Source organism: Actinomyces faecalis (assembly GCF_013184985.2).
In the GTDB taxonomy this organism is placed as follows: domain Bacteria; phylum Actinomycetota; class Actinomycetes; order Actinomycetales; family Actinomycetaceae; genus Actinomyces; species Actinomyces faecalis.
This window is the reverse complement of sequence record NZ_CP063418.1, coordinates 2,601,407-2,627,413: the sequence shown is the minus strand read 5'-3', so window position 1 is coordinate 2,627,413 and position 26,007 is coordinate 2,601,407. Positions and strand designations below refer to the sequence as shown.

The following is a 26,007-nucleotide window of genomic DNA, read 5'->3' as shown; positions in this document are numbered from 1 at the left end:
TCATGACCCTGACGACTCCAGCACCTGCGACCTCCTCCTCAGCCGCCTGCTCCCTGGCCGCCAGTCCCGATCCGCTTGCTCCGGAGCGGGTTGTGGAACAGACTCCCGACGGCGCCTTCCGCCGTCGGACCAACTACTTCACTACTCGATTCGGTGACCGTCCGGGCCAGGCACCGGTGGAGTCCGGGCGCTACCGTCTCTTTGTGGACGCCGGCTGCGGCTGGTCGCGTCGCCAGACCATCACCTTGCGCCTGCTCGGGCTGGATAAGCACATCTCCATCGGCTGGACCGGTGGACGGACGCGGGAGGGAAGGACTTTCAACAGCCAGCCCGGTGGAGTGGACCCGGTGACCGGTGCCCGCCTGCTTGATGACCTCTATCGCGCCACCGAGCCGAGCTATGAGGGGCGGGCCACGGTTCCCACGGTCTACGACCTCAAGGACAAGCGAGTGGTCTCCAACGACTACCACCTGCTGACCTATGAGTGGGAGACCGCGTGGAAGCCGCTGCACAGGGACGGGGCTCCCGACCTGTACCCGCAGGACCTGCGTGATGACATCGACGCCCTCAACCAGCAGCTGTTCGACGACGTCAACAACGGCCCCTACAAGGTCTTGTTCGCCCAGTCGCTAGAGGCGGCCCGTGTGGCACGGGGGGTGTGGGAGGCGCGTCTGGCGGAGCTTGACTTCCGTCTAGCGACCCGTCGCTACCTCTTCGGAGACCGCCTGACGGACTCTGACATCCGGCTGTTCGTCACCCTGGCCTCCTTCGACCAGGGCTACCGGCCCAGCTTCCCGGCCGAGATCGGACCGAGTGCCCGGATCACCGACTTCCCGCACCTGTGGGCCTATGCGCGCGACCTGCATGCCACGCCTGGATTCGCTATCGACCGTGAGGACCGAGCCAACGGCATCCTGCCGCGTGAGGACGGAACCTGGCGCTCAGCCTTTGGTGGGCCGGGTGACGGCAAGCCGGTTGACGGCAACCCCACCGAGCGGTGGCACGCACCGGCCGGCCGTGAGCACCTGGCTGGCTCGCCGCTCTTCTCCGGGCCTGGCGGCGCGGGAAGCTGGGAGCAGCTGCGGGGCTGGACCCAGCACGGCCGCGCCGAGGTGGCTTAAGGGGGAGACGAGCCTCCTTCTCGGCAAGAGACAGAAAGGATCCGTTGTGGCACAGCAGGTTCGTGATGACGAACGCGCGTGGATCACCCCGCCGTCCGACGGCGCAGAGCGCCTGTCGGGTCAGGGGCTGACCCTCCTGGTCGCGGACCGGGTGCTGACCGGGCGGCGTGGGGACGCACCGGGAAGCCTGGAGACGATTGAAGGTCCCGACGGCGCGGTGCTGGTTGACGACACCCAGATCCTCGCCGTCGGGACCAAGGCCGAGCTCCTTGCCAGGCTAGGTGAGCTGGCGGGGCGCGCTGGGGCGGGAGCGAGGGAGGTGAGTCATCTCAGTCTGCCGGGCACCACCCTCATGCCCGGACTCATCGAGACCCATGCTCACCTCGCCACCTCTGGCACGGCGGTGGAGTACCCCGACTACGGTCCGCACGAGGTCGCGCGCCTGACGCTCCATGCCACGCGTGCCGCCCGTGAGCTGCTCAGCGAAGGTGTCACCAGCGTCCAGAGCCTGGGTGCACGCCACTACGTCGACGTCGCTGTGCGCGAGGCGATCGCGGCTGACGAGGTGCGTGGACCCCGGGTGCGGGCCGCGGGTCCGCAGATCACGACCACAGCAGGGCACTCCTGGCACGCGGGTGCCGAGACGGATGGTCTGGACGATATTCGCCACCAGGTGCGCCACCACCACAAGATGGGCGTCGACACCGTCAAGGTCATGGCGACCGGTGGCTTCATGACCGGGGGCTCTGCTCCCTGGTTCGCTCAGTTCAGCCAGGACGAGCTCACCGTACTCGTCGCCGAGGCCCACCGACTGGGCCGATGGACGGCTGCCCACGCCCATGGCAGTGAGGGCATCGAACGGGCGGTGCGCGCGGGAGTCGACTACATCGCCCACGCCTCCTTCATCACCGCCGAAGGGCGTAGTGTCCCCGACCCTGCGCTCGCTGACCTCATGGCGCAGGCGGGCGTCTATGTGGACTGCACCGTGACGGCGAGCCTGCCCGCCATGATCGAGCGAGACAGCTCCTTCTCACCGCCGGCACGGTTCCTGTGGGAGCACGGCGTCAGGATCGTTGCCGGCCACGATGCCGGGATCCCAGGATCCCCCCAGCGTGCCTACGTTGGCGGGCTCCAGGCCTTGGAGGCTGTGGGCCTGCCTCGCTCCGAGGTGCTGCTAGCCGCTACCTCCCGTGCAGCAGCCGGGATTGGACTGGCTGGTGTGACAGGGGTCCTTGCCGAGGGCTTTGCGGCCGACCTCATCGCCGTGGCCGGAGACCCTCGCACGGACCTGGGCGTGCTACACGATCTCAGGCTTGTCGTCGCCCAGGGACGCGAGTTCGTGCCGGACCGCGTGGTAGGACTTGCCCCCGAGATCGACGACGGTCAGGTGCGTGGACCCGCAGCCGTCCTCGCCCTGTGGCGAGAGCAGGCGGCGGTGCGTCACCGTCATCCGCAGGTGTGAGAGATGGGTGGTGGGCTGTGTGGGTCAGGAGAGCGACAAGTGGCACGGAAACGCGGCCAGACGGCCGCCACAGCAGCCGCGCTCACGGAGCTGACCGCGATCGCCGAGCAGGCGGCAAGGCTGGAAGCCGCTTATGACCCCGCCGCCGCACGTGCCGCAGGCCTGCCGCAGCGACAGGACGCGCCGCCCTTGCCGCTGCTGGCACCAGGTGTGCTCGCGGACAAGGCGAGGGCGCAGCGGGAGCTGGCTCGACGCGCACGGCAGGTGAGCTGGAGGACGCTGGAGACTACGGCGTCGGACCGCCACACAGGCGCGGACCTGCTGGGCGAACAGACACGTGCACGCGTGCTTCGCAACCACCTCATCGACCGGCTGGAGACCTCCAGCCAGATGATTGAGCTGGGGGAGGATAGTGCTCACCTGGGCAACCTCACCTCGTCGTTCCAGCGCCTGCGACGTGAGCTCGTCCGGGCCGTCAACCAGGCCGGAACGGGCCAGGAGGACCAGGAGCATGCCGATCGTGTGCTTGAGGCCTTGCCTCAGGCCCTGGAGGCGCTCGGTGACGGCCTGAGATCGTCAGCACGTGCCGGAGTGGTTGCTCCGCGAAGCCAGGTGCTGCTCGTGGCCGGGCAGGTTGACGCGCTGGCGGACGAGCGCGGACCGTTGCGCACGGTGATCGAGCCAGATACAGCGCCGGTGGAGCGACGGCGTCGGCTCGGCAGAGCTGTGTCACGTGCTCGGCAGGCTGCGGATGCTCTGGCTAGCCTTATGCGTCACCAGATCGCGCCCGTCGCCTCCACGCGTGAGGGGGTTGGGCCCGAACGCCACCGGCTGTGGGTCCGCAGGCTGTTGGGGACTGAGGTAGAGCCTGTGCAGATCTGCGAGTGGGCCCGGCAGGAGCTGCGGGCCGTCACAGCCCGGCAGGATGCACTGGCCCGCGAGGTGCTGGGGCCAGGCGCGGGTAACCGGCTGGGAGAGGCCGCTTCGGCCTATGACTCCTACCTGCGTGCTGAGCCTGAGCGAGGACTGCGACCGCAGGACTTCGTGCCCTGGGCGCAGGAGGTTGCTGACGAGGCGTGGGAGCGTCTGGTTGGCCCCGTGGTCAGTGCGCCATCGTCACTGGGACGGGCGAAGGTTGAGCTGGACGCGCCCGGTGGCGGGGTCCACTATGACGAGCCTGAGCCCAGGGCAGGCTCGCCCGGGAGGATGCTGCGGTCTCTGGCGGCAGGTGACGAGGTGCTGTGGCCCTGGGCGGAGCGGACCACGGTTCTCCACGAGACCACACCGGGCCATCACATCCACAGTGGTGCGCAGTCCGTTGATCCCCGGCTCACCGTGTGGCAGCGTCATCTGGCACGTGTGCCCGGCTGCAACGAGGGATGGGGGCTGTATGCCGAGGCGCTTGCGGTGGAGCACGGACTGATCTGGCGGCCTGAGGAGGTCTTTGGCTGGCTGGCGGCACGACGGTGGCGGGTGGCCCGGATCCTTGTGGACCTGGGAATCCATTGCTGGCTGCCGGTGCCGCCGGAGGTCGCAGCGCTACCGGGCGCCTCGGGAGCGCCGAGGTGGGATCGGGCGACGGCGCAGGCGGTGCTGCGCGCTCACACCGTACTGGGTGAGGGTTTCCTTCACTTCGAGGTCGACAAGCAGCTGGGCTGGCCGGCTCAGGGACTTTCCTATGTCCTGGGTGAGCGGGTGTGGTTGTCTGGGCGCGAGGTGGCACTGCGGCGCCTCAGGGGCCGAGGGGTCAGCGAGGGGCAGGCGTTACGGGACTTCCATGACCGTGCTATCGCCTTGGGGTCTGTGGGACTGGACCTGCTTGAGCGGGAGCTGGGAGAGACGGCTCCCCTGCCTGGCTCCTCTTGAACCTGGGGAGGTGGGTGGTGTGGGGTTCACAAGGTTCACACGCACGCCGTCATCGACGGTGACCACGTGACGGTAGGTGGTCACGTCCTGAGCCATCTCGAGCGCTTCAAGCGCCTTGGGGTCAGCCACGCCGACGGCGGCGGCGAGCTTGCCGTTACGGGTCACTCCGATACGTTCCCCGGCTATATATCGCGCAACCACCGAGGACCTCCGAGAGCCGGCTACGCGGCTCACAGGAGGAGCTTGCTCTTCTGCTGGGACTGCCCATCGAGGCCGTGAAGGACTGGAGTGCTCACAACCAGGATAGCGAGACGGTGCCTGCCCCCAGCCTCACGACCAGCCCGATCCAGGACTCCTGGGGTGGGCATCATCCACCTACCCTAGGGATGGTTCCGGGGCACCCTCAGGACACATGAGGGATCCCCCAACAGGGGGTACACAATATGTCCCCTTGGTGGCGGCCTGGGAGGGGCACGCACGATCTGCGTACCCCCTTGCCGTGGAGCAGGGGCGGGTCCATAATGAAGGGGCCTCACCCGGCTGTAACCAGGCGAGGCCCCTCCTAGCAAGAGGCTTCAGCTGAGCCACTTGCTGAGGGCATCCGTAAGGACAGCAACGGCCCGGATAAGTCGAGCGATCGCGTTCAACAACTCGCTCACTTTCCGGGCCGTATCCTTGTCCTCTCGGGGTTTGACGTGACGACCTTTCGGCTTGGTCACGGCCCTCACCTCCTCCCTGACTCCTCTCCTCCCCAGCATCGGACAGCGGTGTTCCGGGGGAGAGTTGCCGGGTGAAGGCGCACCCAATCTAACCCAGCGCTCGCGCCACTGTCGCCGCTGTCAACATCGCAGTGAATGGCGCTCGCGGATGGGGGTGGGGGTGAATCCCGGCGCAGGCACCGAGCCCACCTGCCTGCTCAGCCGGACAAGCGCGAGGTGCTGCCACCTCACACACGCGACGAGTGGTTCGCCCCGGTGAGCGAGGCCGACACGGGCTCAACCCGAAGAGGGAACAGGGAAACGACGCCCCCGCCCGAGCCAGCGCAGAGGTAGAGCGGGGGCCGTCAGCCCTAGCGGCGCAGGTCCGTCCGAGCACCACGGCCAGGACGATTCGCGAGCCAGGTGTCCACCGTCTCAGGCAGCCAGCCCTTCACCGACCTGGCGCCGTTGGTGATGACTACGTCGGGGGACGGCAGGTAGCCGTCGCGCTGGTAGTTCTCAGCCGTCTTGGCCGTGATGCCGACTCGTGCCGCCAGGTCGATGCGTCCGAGGTAGCGGACCGGCTCACTCATGGTGGTCTCTGGTCTGACGGGCGGCCCACGCCGTGACCCCGGCGGCGAGGACCCACGAGGTCCACACGGATACCGCCATGCCCCTACTGGGTAGGTTCGGCGTGGCCCAGACCAAGGCGATCGCGCAACCGGCTAGCAGGCCGGTCATGATCTTCGGCGCTGTCCCCATCATCATTCCTTCCGTGGAGGCCGATGCCCTACCCTGAGGGGGTGGGGTTGGTGATAGTACTGGAATCACCAACCCCACCTCTCAGTCGTCCTTGCGGTGCCTGCCTCGGCGTCTACCTGAGACCCCGATGATGACTCCCGCGCAACTGGCCCTCCATCCGCGCCCAAGCTCTCACCAAAGCACACGGCCAATGCCAAGCCACCACACACGACCCACGCTGCGATGGCAAGGCAACCGACGTCGACCACATCAACCCCGGCGACAACCACCACCCCAACAACCTCCAAGCCCTCTCCACCGCCTGCCACCGGGCCAAGACTGCCCACGAGTCAGCCCAGCTAGCCAGACACCGCGCCGCACTCCGACGCAGACCGCAGGAAAAACATCCCGGCGCGAAATGACACGACAAACGGGGTGGGGGTGACTCCCCCTCCCCAGGGGCCCCATAACCGCTGGATAGCAGCCCCGGACCTGCGTGCGTCGTCAACCGTCTGTTTTTCAGGGCCTGGGGGCCTGTGGCAGGTCCGAGGAGCATGGGGGCGTGCTGGCCCCGTCGCAGGCCGGGGTGCAGGGTCTCGTGACAGCGCCTGTGCTACCACAAGGCAAGGTGTGGGCGTCATGGCCACACCTTCCGCTGTCTGTGGTATCACGCGCGCGCGACCCCCCTCAGGCACGGGGGAGGGGAGGCCACTGCCCGCCCCCCCACCTGGCCGCCTGTAGGCTGAGTGTTCCTTGAACGCCCCTACACGTAGGGGTCTGCGCCGTGACGTGAGACCGTCCCGCGAGCGCCCCACGGCCGTCGTAGCGGAGGGTGGCCGGAGTTGAGCCGGTGGTCATCCCGGAGAGTCCCTCCGGGACTGTGTGAGCGCAAGAAACATCAGGAGGCGCCGCTGTCAGAGTTCTGCATATGTTCGGCGCGCTACATGCAGAAGTCCCGCCACTCCGACTTTTCGTTGGAATGGCGGGGCTTCCCGTGGCGGTAGCGCTGGGATTCGAACCCAGGGTGGCTATGAACCACACAGACTTTCGAGATCTGCACCTTCGGCCGCTCGGACACGCTACCTTGCAGACAGAGGGTACACGTCAGCGTGCCTATCCCCAATTCCATTGCACTGCGAAGTCGCTCACGCAGGTTGCTGGGCAGGTAGGCACGAGGTTGCCTCACGCAGCCTCGTGCACCACTGATTTACCGGCGCCGCGCGAAGAAGCCCTGCAGCAGCTCCTCTGACTCCTGCGCCCCCAGGCCGGCAAGTACCTCGACCTGGTGGTTGCTCCTCGAGTCCCGCAGCACATCACGCACTGACCCGCATGCACCGGTCCTGGGCTCCCAGGCCCCCAGGACGACGCGACGGATCCGGGCGAGTTGAATAGCGCCGGCGCACATGGTGCATGGCTCCAGAGTGACCACGAGCGTGCAGCCATCCAGATGCGAGTGACCCAGCCGCGCACCGGCCGCACGCAGTGCCCGGATCTCGGCGTGCGCCGTCGGATCGTGCTCCACCTCCCGAGCGTTGCCTGCCTCGGCAATGACCTGTCCCCCAGGGGAGATGACGACGGCGCCGACGGGCACCTCTCCGCTCTCACCGGCGGCCCGGGCCAGCGTGAGGGCTCTGTCCATCGCTGTGCGGTAGCGCTCCTCAACAACCTTCATGTGCTCAGCCTGGCACGGCCTGAGGTCCTGTGGGCCTGGGTGACCAGCTGGGGACTTTGCGTCCCGACACCTTGCCTGCCAGTCTTTGACGGCGACATGTGTCAATGAACGGAGATAATGATGACCGATCGCCCTCAGCCTTCCCGGGGCGTGGCCGTTGATAGCGTGACCCAGCCACCGCCAGGAGCCTCGCGCCGCCAGGCCCCGAGTGAGGAAGAGCCTTCGGACCCGCGTTCGCCTCGAACGGGTCAGCCTGTCAACTGGGTGGTCCTAGCGGCGTCAGCCCTCATCATTGCTGGCGTCACTGTCGCTGCTCTCATCACGCCCACCACTGTCCAGACCATGTTCGACGCAGCCGTGGCATGGGCTGGACGATGGTTCGGATCCTTCTACATCCTCCTGCTGACGGCCGCCCTCGTCTTCGTCGTCGTGCTGGCGCTGACTCGCTACGGTCGCATCAAGCTGGGGCCGGACAACTCCACCCCGGACTTCTCCACCTTCTCCTGGGCCGCGATGCTCTTTGCGGCTGGTATCGGCACCGGGATCATGTTCTTCGCCGTGGCTGAGCCAGTGGCCCAGTACATGAACCCGCCCACCGGCCAGGGCGAGACCATCGAGGCGGCGCGCAACGCCGTGGTCCTGACACTGTTCCACTATGGAATCTCCGGGTGGGGGATCTACTGCATCATGGGCATGGCCATGGCCTACTTCGCCTACCGGCGTCGGGACGCCCTCGCGGTGCGCTCAACCCTGCGCCCCTTGTTCGGTGACCGTGTGGACGGCTGGGTCGGTGACGTGATCGACACAGCCGCCTTGGTGGGCGGCGTCTTTGGTATCGCTGCTTCGCTGGGCGTGGGCGTGGTCCAGCTCAATGTCGCGCTGGAGATCCTGTTCAGCCTGCCCCAGGGCACTGGTACGCAGATCGGCCTCATCGTCCTGAGTGTGCTGATGGCGACGGTCTCGGCAACCACCGGCGTGGACAAGGGCGTGCGTGTCCTGTCCAATATCAATGTGCTGCTGGCGATCGGCCTGGCCCTGTGGGTCTTGGTCACCGGGAACACTGCCTTCCTCATCGACTCCCTGATTGGCAGTGTGGGTGACTTCATCACCCAGTTCCCAGGGCTCACCATGGAGACATACGCATACAACCGGCCTGAGGAGTGGCTCAACGGGTGGACGCTGTTCTTCTGGGCCTGGTGGATCACCTGGGGAGCCTTTGTAGGCATGTTCCTGGCGCGTATCTCCCGTGGACGGACCATCCGCCAGTTCGTCCTGGGAGCCCTGGTGCTGCCCTTCACCTACGTCGCCATGTGGGTGTCGATCTTCGGAAATAATGCGATGTACCTCGTGCGCTCTGGTGCCCAGGGCTTCGCGGAGACGGTCGTGGAGGCACCTGAGCAGGGGCTGTACCTCATGCTTGATGCCCTGCCCGGTGGCGCCTTCCTCATTGCGCTGGCGCTGTTCATTGGCATCCTGTTCTACGTGACGTCCGCCGACTCCGGCGCGCTGGTGATGGCCAACCTCTCCAGCCGGATCAAGGGGGAGCGGGAGGACGCTGTTGCCTGGCTGCGTATCTTCTGGGCGGCCCTGACCGGAGCGTTGACGATCGCCATGCTGGCGGCGGGAGGGATCTCCATCCTCCAGCAGGCCACGCTGGTGATGGCCCTGCCCTTCAGCTTTGTCATCGCCATGATCGGGTTCTGCCTGTTCAAGGCACTGCGTACCGAGATGAGCTGGAATGAGGCCCGCTCTCGTGCCTATCGCAACCGCGCGATTGGCTTCACCGGTACGGCAGCGGGTCTGCGGCGGGTGCACTGGCGTGACCGTCTGGCCCACACCTTCGACGCCGTCTCCCCGGCACAGGCGCGCAAGGCCATGCAGCGCAGCGTGGTGCCGGCCCTGGAGGCGGTCGCGGACGAGCTGCGCAAGGAGGAGTGGGAGGCCGAGGTCTACACCGAGGGGGAGGAGGCCGTCGACCCCGACGACGAGCGCACCTTCCTGGGGCGGGCCACGTTGTTCGTGCGTGACCCCAACAATGAGGCGCGAGAAGGTGAGATCGAGACCGACGCCGTCGAGCAGGCGGAAGGTCAGCGAGTCTTCCGTTACGTCGTGAGGATCGTTGAGGTCCCGGCACCGACCTACGGCGGCGTGGGCCTCAAGGAGGCGGCTGACTTTACGGCCCGCCTCGAGGTCCGGCCCCGGGGCGGTGGCGTGGGCTACGACGTCATGGGGTGGACAGCCGACCAGGTAGCCCATGACGTCCTGGACCACTACGAGCGCTGGGTCGAGTACCTGGGGGCCAGCGAGACAGTCTGACCTGGAAGCCTCGCCCGGAGCCTGCCACCCGGGCCTCACGGTCGCGCTCTGGACCGGAGATCACGCTCCCCGGTCCAGAGCGCCGCTGTGCCCCGGCTCAGGGGCGGCTCGGAGGCGGGAGCAGCTCGGACCACTGCCTGGATCACACAAGGGCGTCCGACGCCGTAACCTGGCCCTATGCGCCTGCACGTTGCCGACCACCCGCTCATCGACCACAAGCTCTCCGTCCTGCGGGACAGGGAGACTCCCTCTGCCGTCTTCCGCCAGCTCGTTGATGAGCTGGTGACCCTCCTGGCCTACGAGGCCACCCGGGACGTGCGTACGGAGGAGGTTGATATCCAGACCCCGGTCGCCGTCGCCAGCTGCCGCCACCTGGCCGGCCCGCGCCCGATCGTCGTGCCTATCCTGCGCGCCGGCCTGGGCATGCTGGAGGGCATGACGCGCCTGCTGCCCACCGCTGAGGTTGGGTTCCTAGGTATGAAGCGCGATGAGGACACCCTTGAGGTCGAGACCTACGCCAACCGGCTCCCGGACGACCTATCTGGACGTCAGTGCTTCGTCGTCGACCCTATGCTCGCCACCGGCCACACCCTCGTCGCTGCCATCGATTACCTCCTGGAGCGCGGCGCCCGCGACGTGACCGCGATCTGTCTCATCTCCGCGCCCGAAGGGGTCAAGCAGCTGGAGAAGGCCGTCGGCAGCCGCGCGAACGTCACGGTGGTGACCGCGGCAGTGGACGAACGCCTCAACGAGCACTCCTACATCGTCCCCGGCCTGGGTGACGCCGGCGACCGTCTCTACGGCATCGTCGACTGACCCTGAGGGGAGCCAAGGACCTCAACGACGACGGCGGGGAGCAGCATTGAGCTGCTCCCCGCCGTCGTCGCGACCCAGGGCATCGGAACGGGCGTTCGCGAGGCGGGCGACGCCGTCGAGCCTGATGGGTGGGAGAGGATCAGAAAGCGGGCAGGACCGAGCCGTCGGTCCACTTCTCCTTGATCCAGGTGCGGAAGGCGTCGTCACTCATGAGGTTGGCAAGCTTCTTGAGAGCCTCGTTGTCCTTGTCCTCGGTGCGGACGACGAGCTGGTTGACGTAGGGCGAGCCCTCGGCCTTCTCCAGCTCCAGGGCGTCCTCGTTGGGCTTGAGACCGGCCTCCAGGGCGTAGTTGCCGTTGATGACCGCGGCGTCGGCATCCTCCATGGCGCGAGCAACCTGGGCACCGTCAACCGTGGTGAAGGTGAGGTTCTTGGGGTTGTCGGTGACGTCGAGGTCCGAGGCCAGCTCAACGGACCCGTCGAGCTTGATGAGGCCAGCCTGCTCCAGCAGCTTCAGGCCTCGGGCGGTGTTGGCTGGGTCGTTGTTGAGGACGATCTGGCCGCCCTCGGGGATCTCGCTGAGCGAGGCGTACTTCGCGGAGTAGATGCCCATCGGCTCGATGTGGACGTCTGCGATGGCCTCGAAGTCGTAGCCCTTCTCCTCCTCCTGCTGCTTGAGGAAGTTGGGGGTCTGGTAGAAGTTCGCCGCCAGGGAGCCGTCCGCCAGGGAGGAGTTGGGGGTCTGGTAGTCAGTGATCTCGACGATGTCCAGCTTGAGGCCGGCGTCAGCAGCCAGGTTGTCCTGGATCCACTGCAGCATCTCGACGTGCGGGTTGGGGGTGGCGCCGACGGTGATGGTGGTGACGTCACCGTCGACAGTGATGCCCTTGACCGCGCTGTCGGAGCTGCCAGAGGCAGCTGATGAGGTAGAGCTAGAGTCGGAGCCCTTGCCGCAGGCAGCGAGCGTGGCGGCCAGGGCAGCGGCCAGGCCACCGGCGACGGCGGAGCGGCGGGAGATCGTGAGGGACATAGTGTCAGTTCCTATTCTCTTGATGGGATCAGGAAGTCTGTGATGGTCAGAGGTTGGTGCCGAGGTGCGGATGATGACGGTGCGATGGCACTGGCCGTCAGCGGTGGTCGACGACGCGCGCCAGCATGTCGCCGACGATCTGGATGACCGCCACAATGACGGCGATGACGACGACGGTGATGATGATGACGTCGGTCCAGTTGCGGTTGTGGCCGTACTGGATCGCCAGGTCCCCCAGACCGCCGCCGCCGACCGTGCCAGCCATAGCGGAGTAGCCCAACAGCGTCACGATGGTGACGGTGGCCGAGGAGATGAGGGTGGGCAAGGCCTCACGCACGAGCACGCCCCAGGTGATCTGGCGGCCCGAGGCCCCCATCATGAGGGCGGCCTCGACCTTGCCGTGGTCGACGTCGTAGATCGCGGTCTCGACCAACCGGGCGTAGAAGGGGATCGCGCCAACCGTCAGTGGCACGCAGGCCGCCTGCCAGCCGATCGAGGTCCCCAGCAGGAAGCGGGTGAAGCTCATGATGGCGACCAGCAGGATGATGAAGGGCATGGAGCGGCCGAAGTTGACGATCTGGGACAGGACCTCGTAGACGGCCCGGTTGCGGTGCTGGCCGCGCTTGCCCGTGGACACCAGCGCCAGGCCCAGCAGCAGGCCGAAGACAATCGTGAGCGCGCCAGACACAAAGGTCATGCCCAGGGTCTCCATGGTGGCGGAGACGAGCTTGCGCTGGATGACCTTGCGCTCGAACCAGGTGCCGTCCTCAGCCGTGGCGAGCAGGCTGGTGGCCAGTGGGCTCGCCACAGCAGTGGTCAGGATGCTCATGCGCGCACCTCCGCGACGACGCCGGCGTCTGCTAGGACGCGAAGGGCCTCCTGAGCCCGCTCGGCGGGAAGAGTCAGTGCCAGGCGGCCGATCTGGGCCTGGCCAAGGGTCTCGAAGACACCGCCGGCCACGTCCGCGCCCTGCTCGGCGACCAGGGCCAGGACCTGGGCGGCCGCGGGCTGGCCGGGGTGGGCTGTCAGGGCAACGTCGATGACGGCCTCGCCCTCGTGCACCGCACCGTCGGGGATGACCGGCACCGGGACAAGCTCGTGGGACAAGCGTGAGGTGACATTCGAGACGACCTCCTCAATGGGGCCGGACTCGACGATGCGGCCCGCCTCCAGCAGGCTCACGGAGTCACAGATCGCGCGGACCACGCTCATCTCGTGGGTGATGATGACGACGGTGACGCCAAGGCGGTCGCGCACGTCACGGATAAGCTCCAGGATCGCGCGCGTGGTCTCGGGGTCCAGGGCACTGGTTGGCTCGTCGCACAGCAGCACCGAGGGCTGATCGGCCAGTGCGCGGGCGATGCCGACGCGCTGCTTCTGACCGCCGGAGAGCTGAGCGGGGTAGGAGGCGCCGCGGTCAGCCAGACCCACCAGGTCCAGCATCCTCTCCACGGTCTCATGGCGTGAGCCCTTGCGCACCCCGGCCATGGCCAGCGGGTAGGCGATGTTCTGGGCGGTGGTGCGCTGCTCCAGGAGGTTGGCGTGCTGGAAGACCATGCCGATGGAACGGCGGGCCTCACGCAGCTGGCGTGGTGACAGTGAGGACATGTCCTTGCCTGCCACACGCACGGTCCCACTCGTCACAGGCTCCAGGCTGGTCAGGCACCGCACCAGGGTGGACTTGCCGGCACCCGAGGTGCCGACGATGCCGTGGATCGTGCCGGGCTGGATGTCCAGGCTCAGTCCGTCCAGGGCGCGGACCTCGCGGCCGTCGGACAGACGGTAGACCTTGTGGACGTCGCGCAAGGAGATCATGGGCTCGCTGGACCCTGCCGTGCGGGCGTCCGCCGCGTCAGTGCCGTCGGGGACGCCGATGGCAGTGGGATGTGCCGAGACTGCGCTCATACTCTCCTCCATCGGTCCTGGCGGAAGCACCCTCACCGCGTGAGCGGGGGTTGCTGCAACGTCGTCGAGCCAGGTCTCTCGGTTGCTCTGGATGGCCACGGCAACGATAGGCAGCGCAGACAGAGCTGTTCAAGTGCGCACCCTCCAGTGGGACGAACGTCACGCGGGACTGCCGGGGTGGGGCGGGCCCGGTGGACGATGCACATGCTGCAGACATCCCTTGTGGGATGTCAGGATCAGGGTATGAGTGTCACCAGCGCGAATGTCACGACCGACATCCTGGGCGAACCCTGGCTCGCCCACCGCATCACCGTGGCTGAGTCCGCGGCTGCTCCCGGCGCCGACCACGCCATGCTGGTCTATCGCCGCCAGGCCGCTACGCCGGCGGGTGCCAGGCCACGGCACTCACGTGCCGTGCTCTACATCCACGGCCGGAGCGACTACTTCTTCCAGACCTGGCTGGCCGACGCTCTAGATGAGGCGGGCTATGAGTTCTACGCCCTGGATCTGCGCGCCTGCGGACGTGCTGGCCTGGGCTACTGGTCACCGCATGACGTACGGGACCTGCGCGTCCACGACGAGGAGGTGGCCGAGTCCCTGCGGATCATCCGTCAGGAGCACGGGCACGACGTCGTCGTTCTCAATGCCCACTCCACCGGCGGCCTGCAGGCGGTCATCTGGGCGGCGGACCACCCGGGCGGTGTTGAGGCGGTCACCCTGAATTCCCCGTGGCTGGACCTCAATTCCTCCGCCCTCATGCGCTCCTACGGCTCTGCCTTCGTTGACCTCCTCTCACGACGGGACCCGGAGCGGGAGGTCGCCAACCCCGCCGAAGCTGAGGCCGAGGAGACAGATGTCTACGTCCGCAGCCTCCACCGCCAGTGGGGCGGCGAGTGGGACTGGGACCTCACCCTCAAGCCCAGCCCCTCCTTCCCGGTGCGTGCCGGCTTCCTGGCGGGAATCCGTCGGCTTCAGCGCGAGGTCCACCACGGCCTGGGTATCGAGGTCCCGATCCTGCTGTGCTGCTCGACGGCGTCCGCGGGCCCGAAGGTCACGCGCGAGGAGGCGTTGCGCTGCGACGTCGTCCTGAGCGTGGAGCAGATGATTGCCCGCGCTCCCTACCTGGGCAATGACGTCACGGTCCGTCAGATCGAGGGAGGCGTTCATGACCTCGCGCTTAGTCCAGAACCCGCCCGCACACAGTATGTCCAGGCGCTGACAACCTGGCTCACCGCCCGTCTGGGCTGAGGACTCCCGTCGCTTCAGGCCCTGAACAGTCGATCTCCGTGCTCGCGGCACCGGGCTCGACTGTTCAGGGCCTGAAGCGACAAGATGCGGGAGAGGGGACGACGTCGGTGCGGGCGCAGCCCGGCTGCTCAGGGCCTGACCTGAGAGGCCCGGCTCCTCTCAGCAGCCAGCTCCACCAGCGCCGGCGCCAGGGCGTCACTCACCCGCTCCACCACCTCCAGGGTCTGAATGAAGTCGTCCACCGTCCCGTACCACGGGTCCGGGACGTCCAGGGTGCCCAGGGAGCGGTGGCTGGCCCCGTCGGCGATCGCCTGGCGCTCAGCCAGGACGCGTGGATCCATCTCACGGAACATCCGGACACGTGAGGTCTCCACGCCCAGCCTCTCGGCCCGACTCAGCATCTCGCGCCGGTGGGCACAGGTCATGGCCATCAGCAGGTCGGCTCCAGCCAGCTCAGAGTCGGATAGGCGGTGGGCGTGGTGCGTGGCGATCGCGGTTGAGACAGCGAGGTCGGTGGGGGAGGACCCGGTGCCGTAGCCGTGGTCAGCAAGCACCCGGCGGGCCCTGCGGTCCACGGGGTTTCCCAGCTCCTCGTCTGAGACCCCCGCGGAGGTGACCAGGACGCCGTCGGCGCCGTCGGTGGGGACGCCTGCAGCCGTCAGGCGGTCAATGAGGACCATCTCGGCCATGGCGGAGCGGCAGATGTTGCCGGTGCACACCATGACCACCCGGTAAGGGGCGTCAGCGGTACGTGGGGCGGGCAGGTCGGCGGGCGTGATGACAGGTGACATGAGGGTCATGGTCTCGCTCATGGTGCGAGCCTTCCAAGCCGGGCTGACCGTGCGGTGACGGCAGCGTGGCTCCAGGTGGGCTCCTGGAGACGCCGGCCTGGACCCGGGCGAGGCCGCAGGAGCGAGGTCAGATGAGGAGCGAGGTCAGATGGCGGGTGCGTCGTGCCCAGGGGCCGTACCCTCGGGACATGACTGAGACCCAGCCCCTGCCTTCGCGTCGCCCCACTGCCGTCGACGAGGTCGCCGAGCGCTACATGGCCCGCCTGTGCGAGATCTCCCCTGAGCTCGCCGTCTCCGTCGGGCTGCCCGGCAGGCGCGGTGTCCTGGACGGGTACTCGCCTGACGCCCTTCAGGCCGCTACCGAGCTCGACCGCAGTACGCTGGCGGAGCTTGACGGCGTCGAGCCGACTGATGACGTCGACCGCGTCACCGTGGCGGCCATGCGCGAGCGCCTTGGCGTCGCCATCGAGCTGGCTGAGGCTGGTGAGCGTCTGCGCTCGCTGGACAACATCGCCTCGCCGATCCAGGGGCTGCGCGACCTCTTCGACAACCTGCCCACCGCCACCGAGGCGGACTGGGCGGACTTCGCCTCCTGCCTGCGCGACGTCCCGCGCGCCCTGGGCGAGTACGCCACCTCTCTGCGCCTGGCAGCCTCCCGCGGAGACGTCGCCGCCCAGCGCCAGGTACGTGCCTGCATCGAGCAGGCCCGGGACCAGGCCGGGGTGGCCACGAGCTCGTACACGACCCTGGTCGCCGAGGCCCGTCTGGCCGACGGCGGCGAGCTGTCCGAGGCCCTCAAGGCTGACCTCGAGGCGGCCTCCACGGCCGCGCGCCAGGGCTACGAGGAGGTCGCCCGGGTGCTGGAGGCCGAGATCCTGCCGGTCGCGGGCGAGGCCGACGGCGTGGGGCCTGAGCGTTACGCTCGCTTCAGCCGAGAGTTCCTGGGCGCCGTCGTCGACCTGGACGAGACCTACGAGTGGGGCCGCGAGCGCCTGGCGGCGATCGACGCGGAGCAGCGGGAGATCGCGAGCCGGCTCTACGGGCCGGGCACGAGCGTGCGCGAGGCCCTGGACCGCCTCAACGAGGACCCGGCTCGCACCATCCACGGTACGAAGGCCCTCAGGCAGTGGATGCAGGAGACCTCCGACGCGGCGGTCGCCGCGCTGGACGGCACCCACTTCGACGTCCCCGAGCCGCTACGGACCCTGGAGTGCATGATCGCGCCCTCGGCGACTGGCGGCATCTACTACACCGGCCCCTCGGACGACTTCAGCCGACTTGGCCGGATGTGGTGGTCAGTGCCTGAGGGGACCGACACCTTCGCCGCGTGGCAGGAGCGCACCACGGTCTTCCACGAGGGAGTGCCCGGCCACCACCTGCAGGTGGGTATGCAGACCTACGTGCGCGAGGAGCTCAACTCCTGGCGGCGGCTGGGCTGCTGGGTCTCCGGGCACGGTGAGGGATGGGCGCTGTACGCCGAGAAGCTCATGGCGGACCTCGGCTTCCAGGACGACCCGGGTGACCGGATGGGCATGCTCGACTCCCAGCGCCTGCGTGCGGCTCGCGTCGTGCTTGACATCGGCGTGCACCTGGGCAAGGAGCGTCCTGCTGAGCTGGCGTCCCTGCCCGGGGTCGGCGAGGGGCGCTGGGACTATGGGTCGGCCTGGGCGTTCCTGCGTGAGAACGTGGCGATGAGCGAAGGGTTCCTGCGCTTCGAGCTTGACCGCTACCTCGGCTGGCCGGGGCAGGCACCGAGCTACGCCGTCGGCCAGCGGCTGTGGGAGCAGGTACGCGACGAGGCGGTCGCCCGGGGCACGAGCCTCAAGGACTTCCACATGCGCGCCCTGCGCCTGGGCAGCGTGGGCCTGGACGTCCTGCGGCAGGCGCTTGCGAGCTGAATCTGAGAGCTGGAGACCAACCATGAAAACCGGGGTTTTGTGTACTGGATCGGTGCCTACGACCTGCGTAGGCACCGATCCAGTACACAAAACCCCGTTACTGAAGGTGGCAGTCTCACTCGTCCCAGAAGTGCTCGACGTCGACCACGCCCCCACTGGCCTCGAAATCGGCTCGCACGGCCTCGCGAAGGTCGGTGTCTGAGAGCCAGTCCAGCGCCACTGCTGCCAGGCCGTAGGCACCGTCGACAGCGGCGGCGTCACCGGTGGTGGAGCCCGCAGCCGCCGCCATCTCACGGGTGTGCAGGGCGACGTCCCCGCTCTCGGTGACCTTGACGAGCGGGTGGATGCCGGGCACTCGCTGAGAGACGTTGCCGAAGTCGGTGCCCGCGGCGACCTGCTCCGGCAGGACGCCGGGAGCCAGCGGGTCGCGGCCCCGGGCGCGCTGGGCACGGGTCCAGGACTCCAGCAGCGGGCCGTTGGAGCGCACCGGCATCTCGTTGGAGTAGTCGGCGGTGATGATCTCCAGACCGGTCCCGGTCATGAGCGCGGCACCGCGCAGCACGTCCTCGACCCTCGTGACGAGGTCCTTGAGCGTGGCGGCGTACTTCGAGCGCACGAACATCGACAGCTCGGTGCGCTCGGGGATGATGTTGGCGACCTGTCCGCCGTCGACCACGACGGCGTGGACCCGGTCCCAGGGCGTGATCTGCTGGCGCAGCAGACCGATCCCCGTCAGGGTCAGGGTGGCGGCGTCCAGGGCGTTGCGCCCCATGAAGGGCTGGGAGGCGGCGTGCGCGGGCACGCCGGTGAACACGGCCCGGATCCGGCGCACGCCGAGCCAGGGCTGGTCGACCACGTCGTGGGCGTAGGAGTGGGTCTGGATGGCGGCGTCCACGCCGTCGAGCATCCCGGCCACGGCCAGGCGCTCCTTGGCGGTGTCGCTCTCCTCGGCCGGGGTGGTCTGTAGCACGACGCGGCCGGGAAGGGTCCCGGGACGGCAGCGCTCCAGCTCGGCCAGCGCGAGGAAGGCACCCACCGAGCTGGCGCACATGACGTTGTGCCCGCAACCGTGCCCGATGCCGGGCAGGGCGTCGAATTCCGCCAGGATCGCGATGGTGCCGACGCCGTCGCTCGCCTCAGTGCCGACGCCCGCCTTGGCCCCATCAGCTGTGCTGCCGTGGGTGCGCCCTGTCTCTGCGGACCTGGCCGGGCCCACCTGCGCGCGCAGCGCGGTCTCCATCCCGAAGACGCCCTCGTCCGGCTCGATGCCGTGCCTGCGCAGCAGGGCTGCCACGGCCGCGACGGCGTGGTGCTCGGTGTAGCCGACCTCTGGGTGGGCATGGACGTCCCGCGAGAGGGCGACGATCTCGGGGGCCAGCCCCTCGACGATGCTGGCCAGCTCTGCGCGTACCTCCGCCTGGGCCCCGCAGGCCTCTGACAGCGCGGCGGCGGCAGGCACGCTTTCCTGCCGCACTGCCGTCTCGGAGGCCATGAGCTCCTGGACGGCGCTGGAGGGGGTCGTGGGACAGGACAGGTCGCGCAGCTGGCTCATGAGCACATTGTGCGCGGCTCCCGGACCATCAGAACCGGGGTTTCGTGTTCTGGACCGGGGGATACGCGCGTCGTAACCCCCGATCCAGAACAGAAAACCACGATTGCGATGGTGGAGTGGGGTTCAGCCCCGACGCCTGGTCCCCCGGACGGCCGGAGCCGTCCACGGGTCCTCGGGCCAGGCGTGCTTGGGGTAGCGTCCGCGCAGCTCGCGGCGCACCTGCTGATAGGGCCCCTCCCAGAAGGAGCGCAGGTCGTCAGTGACTGCCACGGGCCGGCGCGCGGGCGAGAGCAGGTGCAGCAGCACGCCGACGCGGGAGTCAGCCACTCGCGGAGTGTCCTTCCAGCCGAAGCACTCCTGGACCCGTACCGCCAGGACCGGCCGCTCCAGGACCTCACCCTGCTCGTCGAGGTAGCTCAGGCGGACCTGCGACCCGGAGGGGACCGTGAGCCGCTCGGGAGCCAGCTCGTCGAGCCTGGCAGCCTCTGGCCAGGGCAGGAGGCCGCGCAGGGCCTCGGTCAGGTCGATGCGCCCCACGTCCAGACGCTTGTCCCTGCTCGCAGCAGCTCGCACTGCCGGAACGAGCCATTCATCCACGCGTGCGAGCAGGGCCTCGTCGTCCACAGCAGGCCACGGCTCACCAAGCGCCTTGTGCAGCAGCGTCAGCCGAGCCCGCAGGACGCTGGCAGGGTGCTTGCCGCCGCCCCAGGGCAGGAAGCCCAGCCCTTCCTCAAGGCAGCGCGCGACGACGGCGTTGGCCGCGGCGTCGGCTGATGGCGCGGACAACGGGGTCTGGGACAGCGTGATGGCACCGAGGGAGCGGACCTGTCGCGCTCGTAGCCGGTCCTCCTCCCAGGCTACCTCCTCGCTCTCCTCCAGCCACCTTCCGGCGACGGCGAGGGCCAGGTCCTGGTCCACAGGGGCTGCGCCTCGCACCAGGGCCTCGGAGCGGCCAGGGGCCCGGTCGACCTCAGCCACGGCCAGCCACTGGGAGGCTGCCAGCGCAGAGCCGGCTGCGACCCGCATCCCGACGCCTCCGACGCTGACGTACCGTGCCTCCTGGCCAGCGGCGGGCACAGGACCACGGCGGCGCGCGATCCACTGCGGGTGGGCCAGGGCCGCCACGAGCCCGACGGCGTCAGCGCCCGACCAGGAGGGCTCGCCCGTCTCCCCACCAGCCTGCACGGTGACGACGGCGTCCAGCTCGTCCACCCCCAGGAGCTCACCATGACCGGCGGCTCGTTCCAGGCGCCTGGCCTCCTCGCGCCACAGGCTCGCACCCTCGCCACCGTGCCGCACCGAGCGAGCCAGCGCGGTGAGGTCCCCTCCGCTCGCCCTGAGACCGGAGGTCAGCAACGCCGTCGTCTCCGCGGCACGACGCGCCCCCAGGATCCTGGAGGCCAGGAGCAGCGCCCGTGCCTGCCTGACCTCCGTCGGTACCGCGGCCACAGCACGTCCCAGGGGCGTCACACCGCCGTCCTGCGTGACCAGGCCCAGATCGTCCAGAGCGCGGGCCGCCACCGCCATCGCCGGCGGCGGCGGGGCGTCGATCCACGCCAGTCCGTGCCCGCCGGGGGCGCCCCAGACCGCCAGCTCCAGCGCGGTACGTGTCAGGTCTGAGGACAGGATCTCCGGCGTAGGCGCCTGAGGGGAGCGGGCCCAGTCCGCCGGGGAGCAGCAGCGCACCACCACACCCGGGCCCTCGCGCCCGGCGCGCCCACCACGCTGGGTTCCCTCGGCCCGGGAGGCACCCACCGTCACCAGGCCGGAGATACCGGAGGCCACGTCCACGCGAGGCTCGCGCGCCAGCGTGGAGTCGACGACGACCCGCACTCCCGGAACCGTCAGGGAGGACTCGGCAACGTTCGTGGAGACGACCACCCGGCGTCGTCCCGACAGTGAGGGAGCGAGCGCCTCGTCCTGAGCCTTGGGCCCCAGGCGGCCGTGCAACGGCAGGACGTCCACGTCGCGGGGAGCCTGCGCGCGCAGCCGGGTGACGACGTCGTCAACCTCGCGAGCGCCGGGAAGGAAGACCAGCACGTCCCCGGGATCCTCAAGCGCCTGGAGCGTCGTGGCGGCGACGTGGGCCAGGAACTCGCGAGGAACACCGCGGGGCCCGAGCCGTGGGGCGCTCGTGGGCGGTGGCGCCCAGCGCTCCTGGAGCGGGTGCAGGGCGGAGGGGACGTCGAGGACCGGGGCCTGAGCGCCGTCCTCGCCCAGCATCCGCGGCAGGCGCGCGAGGTCCACGGTCGCGGACATCGCCACGACCATGAGGTCCTCGCGCAGGGCCCGGGCGTCCAGCAGCAGCGCCAGCAGGAGGTCGCCCTCCAGGGAGCGCTCGTGGACCTCGTCCAGGACGACGGCGGACACGCCCGGCAGGTCCGGGTCGGCCTGCAGCCTGCGTAGCGCCAGTCCTGCGGTCACCACCTCGATCCGGGTGGAGGCGCTTGCGCGTCGGTCGCCGCGCACGGCGTAGCCCACGCTCTGTCCGACCTTCTCCCCCAGCAGGCTGGCCAGGCGCCGTGCCGCGGCGCGAGCGGCCATGCGACGCGGCTGGGTGACCAGGACGCGGCCGGGGACTGGAGATCCTGGGACGTCAGCGGACTGGCGCGCGACGTCAGCCACGAGCGGGGGCACGAGGGTCGTCTTTCCTGTGCCGGGCGGGGCGGTGACGACGACGGACCTGGCCTGCCCCGACGTCGTCGCCGTGGTGAGCAGCTCACGCAGGTGCGGCAGGCCGGCCACGACCGGCAGCTGCGGCGGGTCGGCCAGCAGACGGGCGATGGGGTCGGGGGGAGGTCCGGACGGCGTGCTGCTCACGCGGCCATTGTGACCGGGCCGGACAGCGAGTGTCAGGCACTGCTGTCCGGCCCAGCCGGTTGAGGGGGTGGTGCTCCTAGAGCCTGGCGACCTCGCGAGCCAGGCCCAGGTAGCTGCGCAGGTCCGTGGCGGCCTCCAGGTCGATACCAGCCACAGCCTCGCGGGTGTCCGGACGTGAATCCAGGTACTCACGCAGGCTCACGCCTGTGCGCTGGTACTGCGTGACGTACTCCTGCAGGACGTCGTGCGCCTTCTCGTGGCCGATGGCAGGAGCGAGCTCCATGAGGACGTGCTCGGTCAGAAGAAGGGGCCCCTCCAGCTCGGCACCACGGCAGAGGCTGACCACCTGCTGGCGATCACGAGCCAGGCCAGCCCGATGTTCCGTAGCCGGGTCCCGCTCATGGCCGTGCTGGAAGCCCTCCTGGACGCGATCTCCGTACGTGTGGAGGGCGCTGACGAGCGAGCGGGCAGGATCGAGGAGTTCTTCGAGCGCGCCGGAAGCTACGTCACCTCGTAGACGCGGGTGTGAGCCGTCCCGCGCTGTGCTCCACCTGGCAGCGGGTTCCCGGGACGTGGGCGACAGGTACCCTCGAGGTCGGAGGCATTCACCCACGCGATGAGGAGGAGCCGTGTCGCCCAAGCCCACCGGCGTTACCGCAGGCGCTCACCCCGGTACCTGGGACGAGGACCCCACGGCTGCTTCCATCCTCCTCGCCACGGGTCGGCCTCGTCACGACCTGCTGGTCGTGGCTGAGCCTGCTCTGCTGACCGAGCTCGACGCCGCCTGGGGGCGCCCCGCCTCCCGCGTGCGCCTGTCCTTCCTCCCTGGCGTCTCTGCCCCGCAGGTGCCGGGTCAGGAGGATCTGCTGACCTCCTACGACCGCGGAGGCCTGGGAGTCCTCGTGGCTCGCGGACGCACCTGCCTGTACGAGGGCAAGCCCTCGCGCCGTGTGACGGGGCTGGCACGGCTGGCCGCGGGCGCGGGTGTGCGCGCGGCTGTGCTGGTGACGCGGGCCTCGAGCCTGGGTGCGACGTCCCTGGGTGACTTCCTGGCCGTCGCTGACCACCTCAACCTCACCGGCGCACCCCTTTTCCCTGCCACTGCCCCCCTGGAGGCTGTGTGGGACGAGGACCTGGCGGAGGACCTTGCCCGGATCGGCGGGGTGCGAGGTATGGGCGTGGTCGGGCTCGTGCCAGGTCCGGTGCGTCCCAGCAGGTCGGAGGCTGCGATCGTCGGCCGGCTGGGGGCCGACGCCGTCGTCATGGACAGCGTGGCTGAGGCGATGACCCTGGCGGGACGTGGTGTGCGCGTGTCCGGCCTGGCCTACGTCGACCACGTGGTCGCGACGCACCCGGGAGCCTCTGGTCGGCGCACCGGCCGGCGTGCTGCAGCCGCTCCGAGCCAGGACGCGAGGTCGGCGCACCGGCCGGCTCCCGACGTCGTGCGCGCGGCGGTCGAGACGGTGCTGTCGACGCTGCGCTGAGCTCTGCCCAGCACCCGGACGTGCCGTCTGCCCCCGACACCGACCGATAGGCTCCAGGACCATGAAGCCCTTCCTCCTGCTGGCCACACGAGACGACGACGGACCCGCCGACGGCGAGTACGCGGCCTTCCTCGCGCGCACCGGCCTGAGCGAGCGCGAGCTCGTCCGCCACCGCCTGGAGGCCGAGCCCATGCCGGACCTCGACCTCAGCCAGTGGTCCGGGATCATGGTGGGAGGCTCCCCCTTCAACACCACCACCCCGCAGGAGGAGAAGTCCGCCGTCCAGCTGCGCGTGGAGGCGGAGTTCGACGCTCTGCTGGACCGGCTCGTGGCCGAGGACTTCCCGTTCCTCGGTGCCTGCTACGGCATCGGGACCTTGGCCCGCCACCAGGGCGCCGTCATCGACTCCCGCTACGCCGAGGAGGTGGACGCCCCCGAGATCACCCTGACGACCGAGGGGCTGGCAGACCCCCTGTGCGCCGGGATGACCAGCACCTTCCGGGCCTTTGTGGCGCACAACGACGCGATCAGCGTGCCGCCACCGGGTGCCGTGGTCCTGGCGACCTCGCAGGCGTGCCCGATCCAGATGCTGCGCATCAGGAAGAACCTGTACGCCACCCAGTTCCACCCTGAGCTCGACGGAGAGGCCTTCGCGCACCGCCAGGCCTTCTACGCCGACCACGGCTACTTCGCCCCCGACGAGCTGGCCAGCGTCCAGGCGTGGACCCGGGCCCAGGACGTGAGCCAGTCCTGGGTGGTGCTGCGCAACTTCGTGGAGATCTACGCCCGCTGAGCCCTTACCCGGTACCGGCGAGGAAGGCGTGGCCCGGGAATGACGCTGGGCGCCAGGCTGTTGCTCCCCACGATGATTCCGTCGTGAGAAAGGTTCTGCTATGTCCCGTGTCGTCATCTTCGGTGGCCACGGCAAGGTCGCGCTCGCAGCCTCCACGCTCCTGCGCGACGCCGGCTACGAGATCGTGTCCGTGATCCGCAACCCTGAGCACGCTGACGAGGTTGAGGCCGCAGGCGCGCGTCCGCTGCTGCTCAGCGTCGAGGACGCGACCCAGGAGGCGCTGGCCTCGGCCCTCGACGGCGCGGACGCCGTCGTCTGGTCCGCGGGAGCCGGTGGCAAGGGAGGCCCGGAGCGTACGGACGCCGTCGACCGTCAGGCTGCCATCCGCTCGATGGAGGCCGCTCGGCAGGCCGGAGTGCGCCGCTACCTCATGGTCTCGTGGGCGGGTTCCTACGGCGACGAGCCGGTACCGGCCGACCACCCGCTCCATACCTACGCCATGGCCAAGCTCGACGCCGACCGCCACCTGGTGGCCAGCGACCTCGACTGGACGATCCTGGGGCCCGGCACGCTGACCACCGAGCCGGCCTCCGGTGAGATCACGGTGGAGCGCACCGAGGACGGTGGCTCCCTGCTGACCTCGCGCGAGAACGTCGCCCGCGTCATCCTCGGCGCCCTGGAGGACGACGCCACGATTCGCAAGGTCATCCCCTTCCGCGACGGCAGCACCCCGATCGCCCAGGCCCTGGCCCAGGTCCCGCAGGACTACGCGGACCTGTCCTGAGAAGAGGGCGGGCCGGACCCCTGGCCCGGCCCGCCCTCCCTCAGCCCGTCAGGCGGTCGGCGACGGCTGCGAGGAGCTGGCTCGTCCCGCCCTCGACGCGGGGCAGGACCTGCCCGCGCTCCAGGCACACGACACGGTCGTAGGCTCCTGGGTCCCGCGTCTGCCTGCTCAGTCCTGGGCGAAGTACTCGACGAAGCGGCGGATAACTCGTCCGGCCTGGTGCTCGTCCACGCTGGTGCGGGCCTCGGTCAGGACGTCGTCGATCAGGCCCGGGTCCCCGTAGCCGGCGTCGGCGTAGATGGACACACGCTGCAGGAAGCGCTCGACGTCCAGCTCCGGGTTGAACTGGGTGCCGTAGACGTTCCTGCCCACCCGGATCATGTGGACCGGGCAGTCCGCGGAGCTGGCCAGGAGCGTAGCGTGCTCCGGCACGGCCACAGCACCCTCGTGGTGCCCGACGAAGGCGGTGAAGGTCTGTGGCATCCCCTCCAGCAGAGGGTCCGCTCGTCCTTCGGCGGTGAGGAAGATGTCCGTGGCGCCCAGGTCCTCGGCGTAGCGGTGTGAGGTCTCAGTACCCAGGTACCCGGCGAGCACCTCCAGCCCGAAGCCGGTGGTGAGCACTGGCACGCCCTCCTTGAGAGCCACCGACAGCAGCTCGCGGACCTGCTCCTCCATGCGCACCTGCGTGCGGGTCTTGGAGGCCTCGGCGGTGGACAGGTCGTAGGGGCTGCCGCCGATCAGGACGCCTGAGACGTCTCCGGCCTGGAAGGCGCTGAGGAAGTCGACCTCCTCCAGGCGCACGTGCTGGAGCTGGTCCTTCTCCAGGCCGCCCTGCAGCAGGAAGGACTCGTACTCCTGCTCGGCAGCCTCGATCTCCGGACGCGTCGACACCATGATGAAGGGCTTCACGGGTCCACTGTAAGGCTCTGAGGCCTCCGCACAGAGGTGTCCCACCAGGCGGGAGGGCTGAGTCCTGAGGTGAGGGGACAGACGGGGCCGGGGCCGGATGA

The 26,007-nt window shown here is 69.1% G+C and carries 22 protein-coding genes, 1 tRNA gene and 1 riboswitch; of the genes, 12 read left to right on the top strand and 11 right to left on the bottom strand.

Annotation, left to right across the window (positions count from 1 at the left end; translation table 11 throughout):
* Positions 1-2 precede the first annotated feature (2 nt).
* Genes HRL51_RS11825 through HRL51_RS11265 form a run of 3 tightly spaced genes read left to right on the top strand, consistent with a single transcriptional unit; the run spans position 3 to position 4,449 of the window.
* Positions 3-1,121 (top strand): glutathione S-transferase C-terminal domain-containing protein, encoded by a 1,119-nt coding sequence (locus HRL51_RS11825; RefSeq protein WP_172191858.1) that lies wholly within the window; start codon positions 3-5, stop codon positions 1,119-1,121.
* Between the two features lie 46 nt (positions 1,122-1,167).
* Positions 1,168-2,583: an amidohydrolase family protein gene (locus HRL51_RS11270; protein WP_244960181.1), complete on the top strand. Its 1,416-nt coding sequence runs from the start codon at positions 1,168-1,170 to the stop codon at positions 2,581-2,583.
* 39 nt (positions 2,584-2,622) lie between these two features.
* Positions 2,623-4,449 (top strand): DUF885 domain-containing protein, encoded by a 1,827-nt coding sequence (locus HRL51_RS11265; protein WP_172191856.1) that lies wholly within the window; start codon positions 2,623-2,625, stop codon positions 4,447-4,449.
* Between the two features lie 1,069 nt (positions 4,450-5,518).
* On the opposite strand, the gene HRL51_RS11260 is transcribed toward HRL51_RS11265, so the two are convergent.
* A complete protein-coding gene (locus HRL51_RS11260) occupies positions 5,519-5,740 on the bottom strand; it encodes a helix-turn-helix transcriptional regulator (RefSeq protein ID WP_172191854.1) in 222 nt (73 codons plus the stop codon).
* A 77-nt stretch (positions 5,741-5,817) separates the two neighbouring features.
* Between HRL51_RS11260 and HRL51_RS11915 the strand changes: the two genes are divergently transcribed.
* Entirely contained in the window at positions 5,818-5,946 is a 129-nt protein-coding gene (locus HRL51_RS11915) for a hypothetical protein (RefSeq protein ID WP_268916146.1), read from the top strand.
* A 937-nt stretch (positions 5,947-6,883) separates the two neighbouring features.
* Here HRL51_RS11915 and HRL51_RS11255 read toward each other — a convergent pair.
* Positions 6,884-6,972: transfer RNA gene (locus tag HRL51_RS11255), tRNA-Ser, on the bottom strand.
* Between the two features lie 123 nt (positions 6,973-7,095).
* Positions 7,096-7,560 (bottom strand): nucleoside deaminase, encoded by a 465-nt coding sequence (locus tag HRL51_RS11250; RefSeq protein ID WP_172191852.1) that lies wholly within the window; start codon positions 7,558-7,560, stop codon positions 7,096-7,098.
* Positions 7,561-7,680: 120 nt separating this feature from the next.
* Here HRL51_RS11250 and betT point away from each other — a divergent pair, with 120 nt between their 5' ends.
* Both betT and upp read left to right on the top strand, forming a co-directional pair.
* The gene (betT, locus tag HRL51_RS11245; RefSeq protein WP_172119121.1) at positions 7,681-9,876 is read left to right on the top strand and encodes a choline BCCT transporter BetT; all 2,196 of its coding nucleotides are present in this window, start codon (positions 7,681-7,683) and stop codon (positions 9,874-9,876) included.
* 177 nt (positions 9,877-10,053) lie between these two features.
* Positions 10,054-10,692, top strand: coding sequence for a uracil phosphoribosyltransferase (upp, locus tag HRL51_RS11240; protein WP_172119122.1), 639 nt, complete (start codon positions 10,054-10,056; stop codon positions 10,690-10,692).
* A 139-nt stretch (positions 10,693-10,831) separates the two neighbouring features.
* On the opposite strand, the gene HRL51_RS11235 is transcribed toward upp, so the two are convergent.
* The 3 genes from HRL51_RS11235 to HRL51_RS11225 all read right to left on the bottom strand — a co-directional run bounded on the left by HRL51_RS11235 (position 10,832) and on the right by HRL51_RS11225 (position 13,627).
* Positions 10,832-11,722 carry a MetQ/NlpA family ABC transporter substrate-binding protein gene (locus tag HRL51_RS11235; RefSeq protein ID WP_172191850.1) on the bottom strand — a complete coding sequence of 297 codons (891 nt, stop codon included), beginning with the start codon at positions 11,720-11,722 and terminating at the stop codon, positions 10,832-10,834.
* A 97-nt stretch (positions 11,723-11,819) separates the two neighbouring features.
* Complete coding sequence (locus HRL51_RS11230; RefSeq protein ID WP_235953981.1) at positions 11,820-12,551, bottom strand: methionine ABC transporter permease; 732 nt, start codon at positions 12,549-12,551, stop codon at positions 11,820-11,822.
* Entirely contained in the window at positions 12,548-13,627 is a 1,080-nt protein-coding gene (locus HRL51_RS11225) for a methionine ABC transporter ATP-binding protein (protein WP_235953982.1), read from the bottom strand. Before HRL51_RS11225 ends, HRL51_RS11230 begins: the two co-directional genes overlap by 4 nt.
* Positions 13,628-13,632: 5 nt before the next feature.
* Positions 13,633-13,725, bottom strand: a riboswitch (SAM riboswitch).
* Between the two features lie 145 nt (positions 13,726-13,870).
* On the opposite strand from HRL51_RS11225, the gene HRL51_RS11220 reads away from it, so the two are divergent.
* Positions 13,871-14,875 (top strand): alpha/beta hydrolase, encoded by a 1,005-nt coding sequence (locus HRL51_RS11220; RefSeq protein ID WP_172119125.1) that lies wholly within the window; start codon positions 13,871-13,873, stop codon positions 14,873-14,875.
* Positions 14,876-15,003: 128 nt separating this feature from the next.
* Here the strand turns inward: HRL51_RS11220 and HRL51_RS11215 are convergent, their stop codons facing one another.
* Positions 15,004-15,687 (bottom strand): low molecular weight protein-tyrosine-phosphatase, encoded by a 684-nt coding sequence (locus HRL51_RS11215; protein ID WP_172119126.1) that lies wholly within the window; start codon positions 15,685-15,687, stop codon positions 15,004-15,006.
* A gap of 167 nt (positions 15,688-15,854) precedes the next feature.
* On the opposite strand from HRL51_RS11215, the gene HRL51_RS11210 reads away from it, so the two are divergent.
* Positions 15,855-17,564 (top strand): DUF885 domain-containing protein, encoded by a 1,710-nt coding sequence (locus HRL51_RS11210; protein WP_172191848.1) that lies wholly within the window; start codon positions 15,855-15,857, stop codon positions 17,562-17,564.
* 115 nt (positions 17,565-17,679) lie between these two features.
* Here HRL51_RS11210 and HRL51_RS11205 read toward each other — a convergent pair whose 3' ends face one another.
* The 3 genes from HRL51_RS11205 to HRL51_RS11195 all read right to left on the bottom strand — a co-directional run bounded on the left by HRL51_RS11205 (position 17,680) and on the right by HRL51_RS11195 (position 22,219).
* Positions 17,680-19,116 carry an amidohydrolase gene (locus HRL51_RS11205; RefSeq protein ID WP_172191846.1) on the bottom strand — a complete coding sequence of 479 codons (1,437 nt, stop codon included), beginning with the start codon at positions 19,114-19,116 and terminating at the stop codon, positions 17,680-17,682.
* A gap of 123 nt (positions 19,117-19,239) precedes the next feature.
* Positions 19,240-21,936 carry an ATP-dependent helicase HrpB gene (gene hrpB / locus HRL51_RS11200; RefSeq protein WP_172191844.1) on the bottom strand — a complete coding sequence of 899 codons (2,697 nt, stop codon included), beginning with the start codon at positions 21,934-21,936 and terminating at the stop codon, positions 19,240-19,242.
* A 76-nt stretch (positions 21,937-22,012) separates the two neighbouring features.
* The gene (locus tag HRL51_RS11195) at positions 22,013-22,219 is read right to left on the bottom strand and encodes a lyase family protein (protein ID WP_172191842.1); all 207 of its coding nucleotides are present in this window, start codon (positions 22,217-22,219) and stop codon (positions 22,013-22,015) included.
* A gap of 6 nt (positions 22,220-22,225) precedes the next feature.
* On the opposite strand from HRL51_RS11195, the gene HRL51_RS11190 reads away from it, so the two are divergent.
* From HRL51_RS11190 to HRL51_RS11175, 4 genes are all read left to right on the top strand, one after another.
* On the top strand, positions 22,226-22,453 hold the full coding sequence (locus HRL51_RS11190) for a hypothetical protein (protein ID WP_172191840.1): 228 nt from the start codon (positions 22,226-22,228) through the stop codon (positions 22,451-22,453).
* A gap of 112 nt (positions 22,454-22,565) precedes the next feature.
* Positions 22,566-23,420 (top strand): phosphorylase family protein, encoded by an 855-nt coding sequence (locus tag HRL51_RS11185; protein WP_172191839.1) that lies wholly within the window; start codon positions 22,566-22,568, stop codon positions 23,418-23,420.
* A 61-nt stretch (positions 23,421-23,481) separates the two neighbouring features.
* Positions 23,482-24,213: a glutamine amidotransferase gene (locus HRL51_RS11180; RefSeq protein ID WP_172119133.1), complete on the top strand. Its 732-nt coding sequence runs from the start codon at positions 23,482-23,484 to the stop codon at positions 24,211-24,213.
* A 100-nt stretch (positions 24,214-24,313) separates the two neighbouring features.
* Positions 24,314-24,997 (top strand): SDR family oxidoreductase, encoded by a 684-nt coding sequence (locus HRL51_RS11175; protein WP_172119134.1) that lies wholly within the window; start codon positions 24,314-24,316, stop codon positions 24,995-24,997.
* A gap of 168 nt (positions 24,998-25,165) precedes the next feature.
* Here the strand turns inward: HRL51_RS11175 and HRL51_RS11170 are convergent, their stop codons facing one another.
* The gene (locus tag HRL51_RS11170) at positions 25,166-25,906 is read right to left on the bottom strand and encodes a glutamine amidotransferase-related protein (RefSeq protein WP_172119135.1); all 741 of its coding nucleotides are present in this window, start codon (positions 25,904-25,906) and stop codon (positions 25,166-25,168) included.
* Between the last annotated feature and the right edge of the window lie 101 nt (positions 25,907-26,007).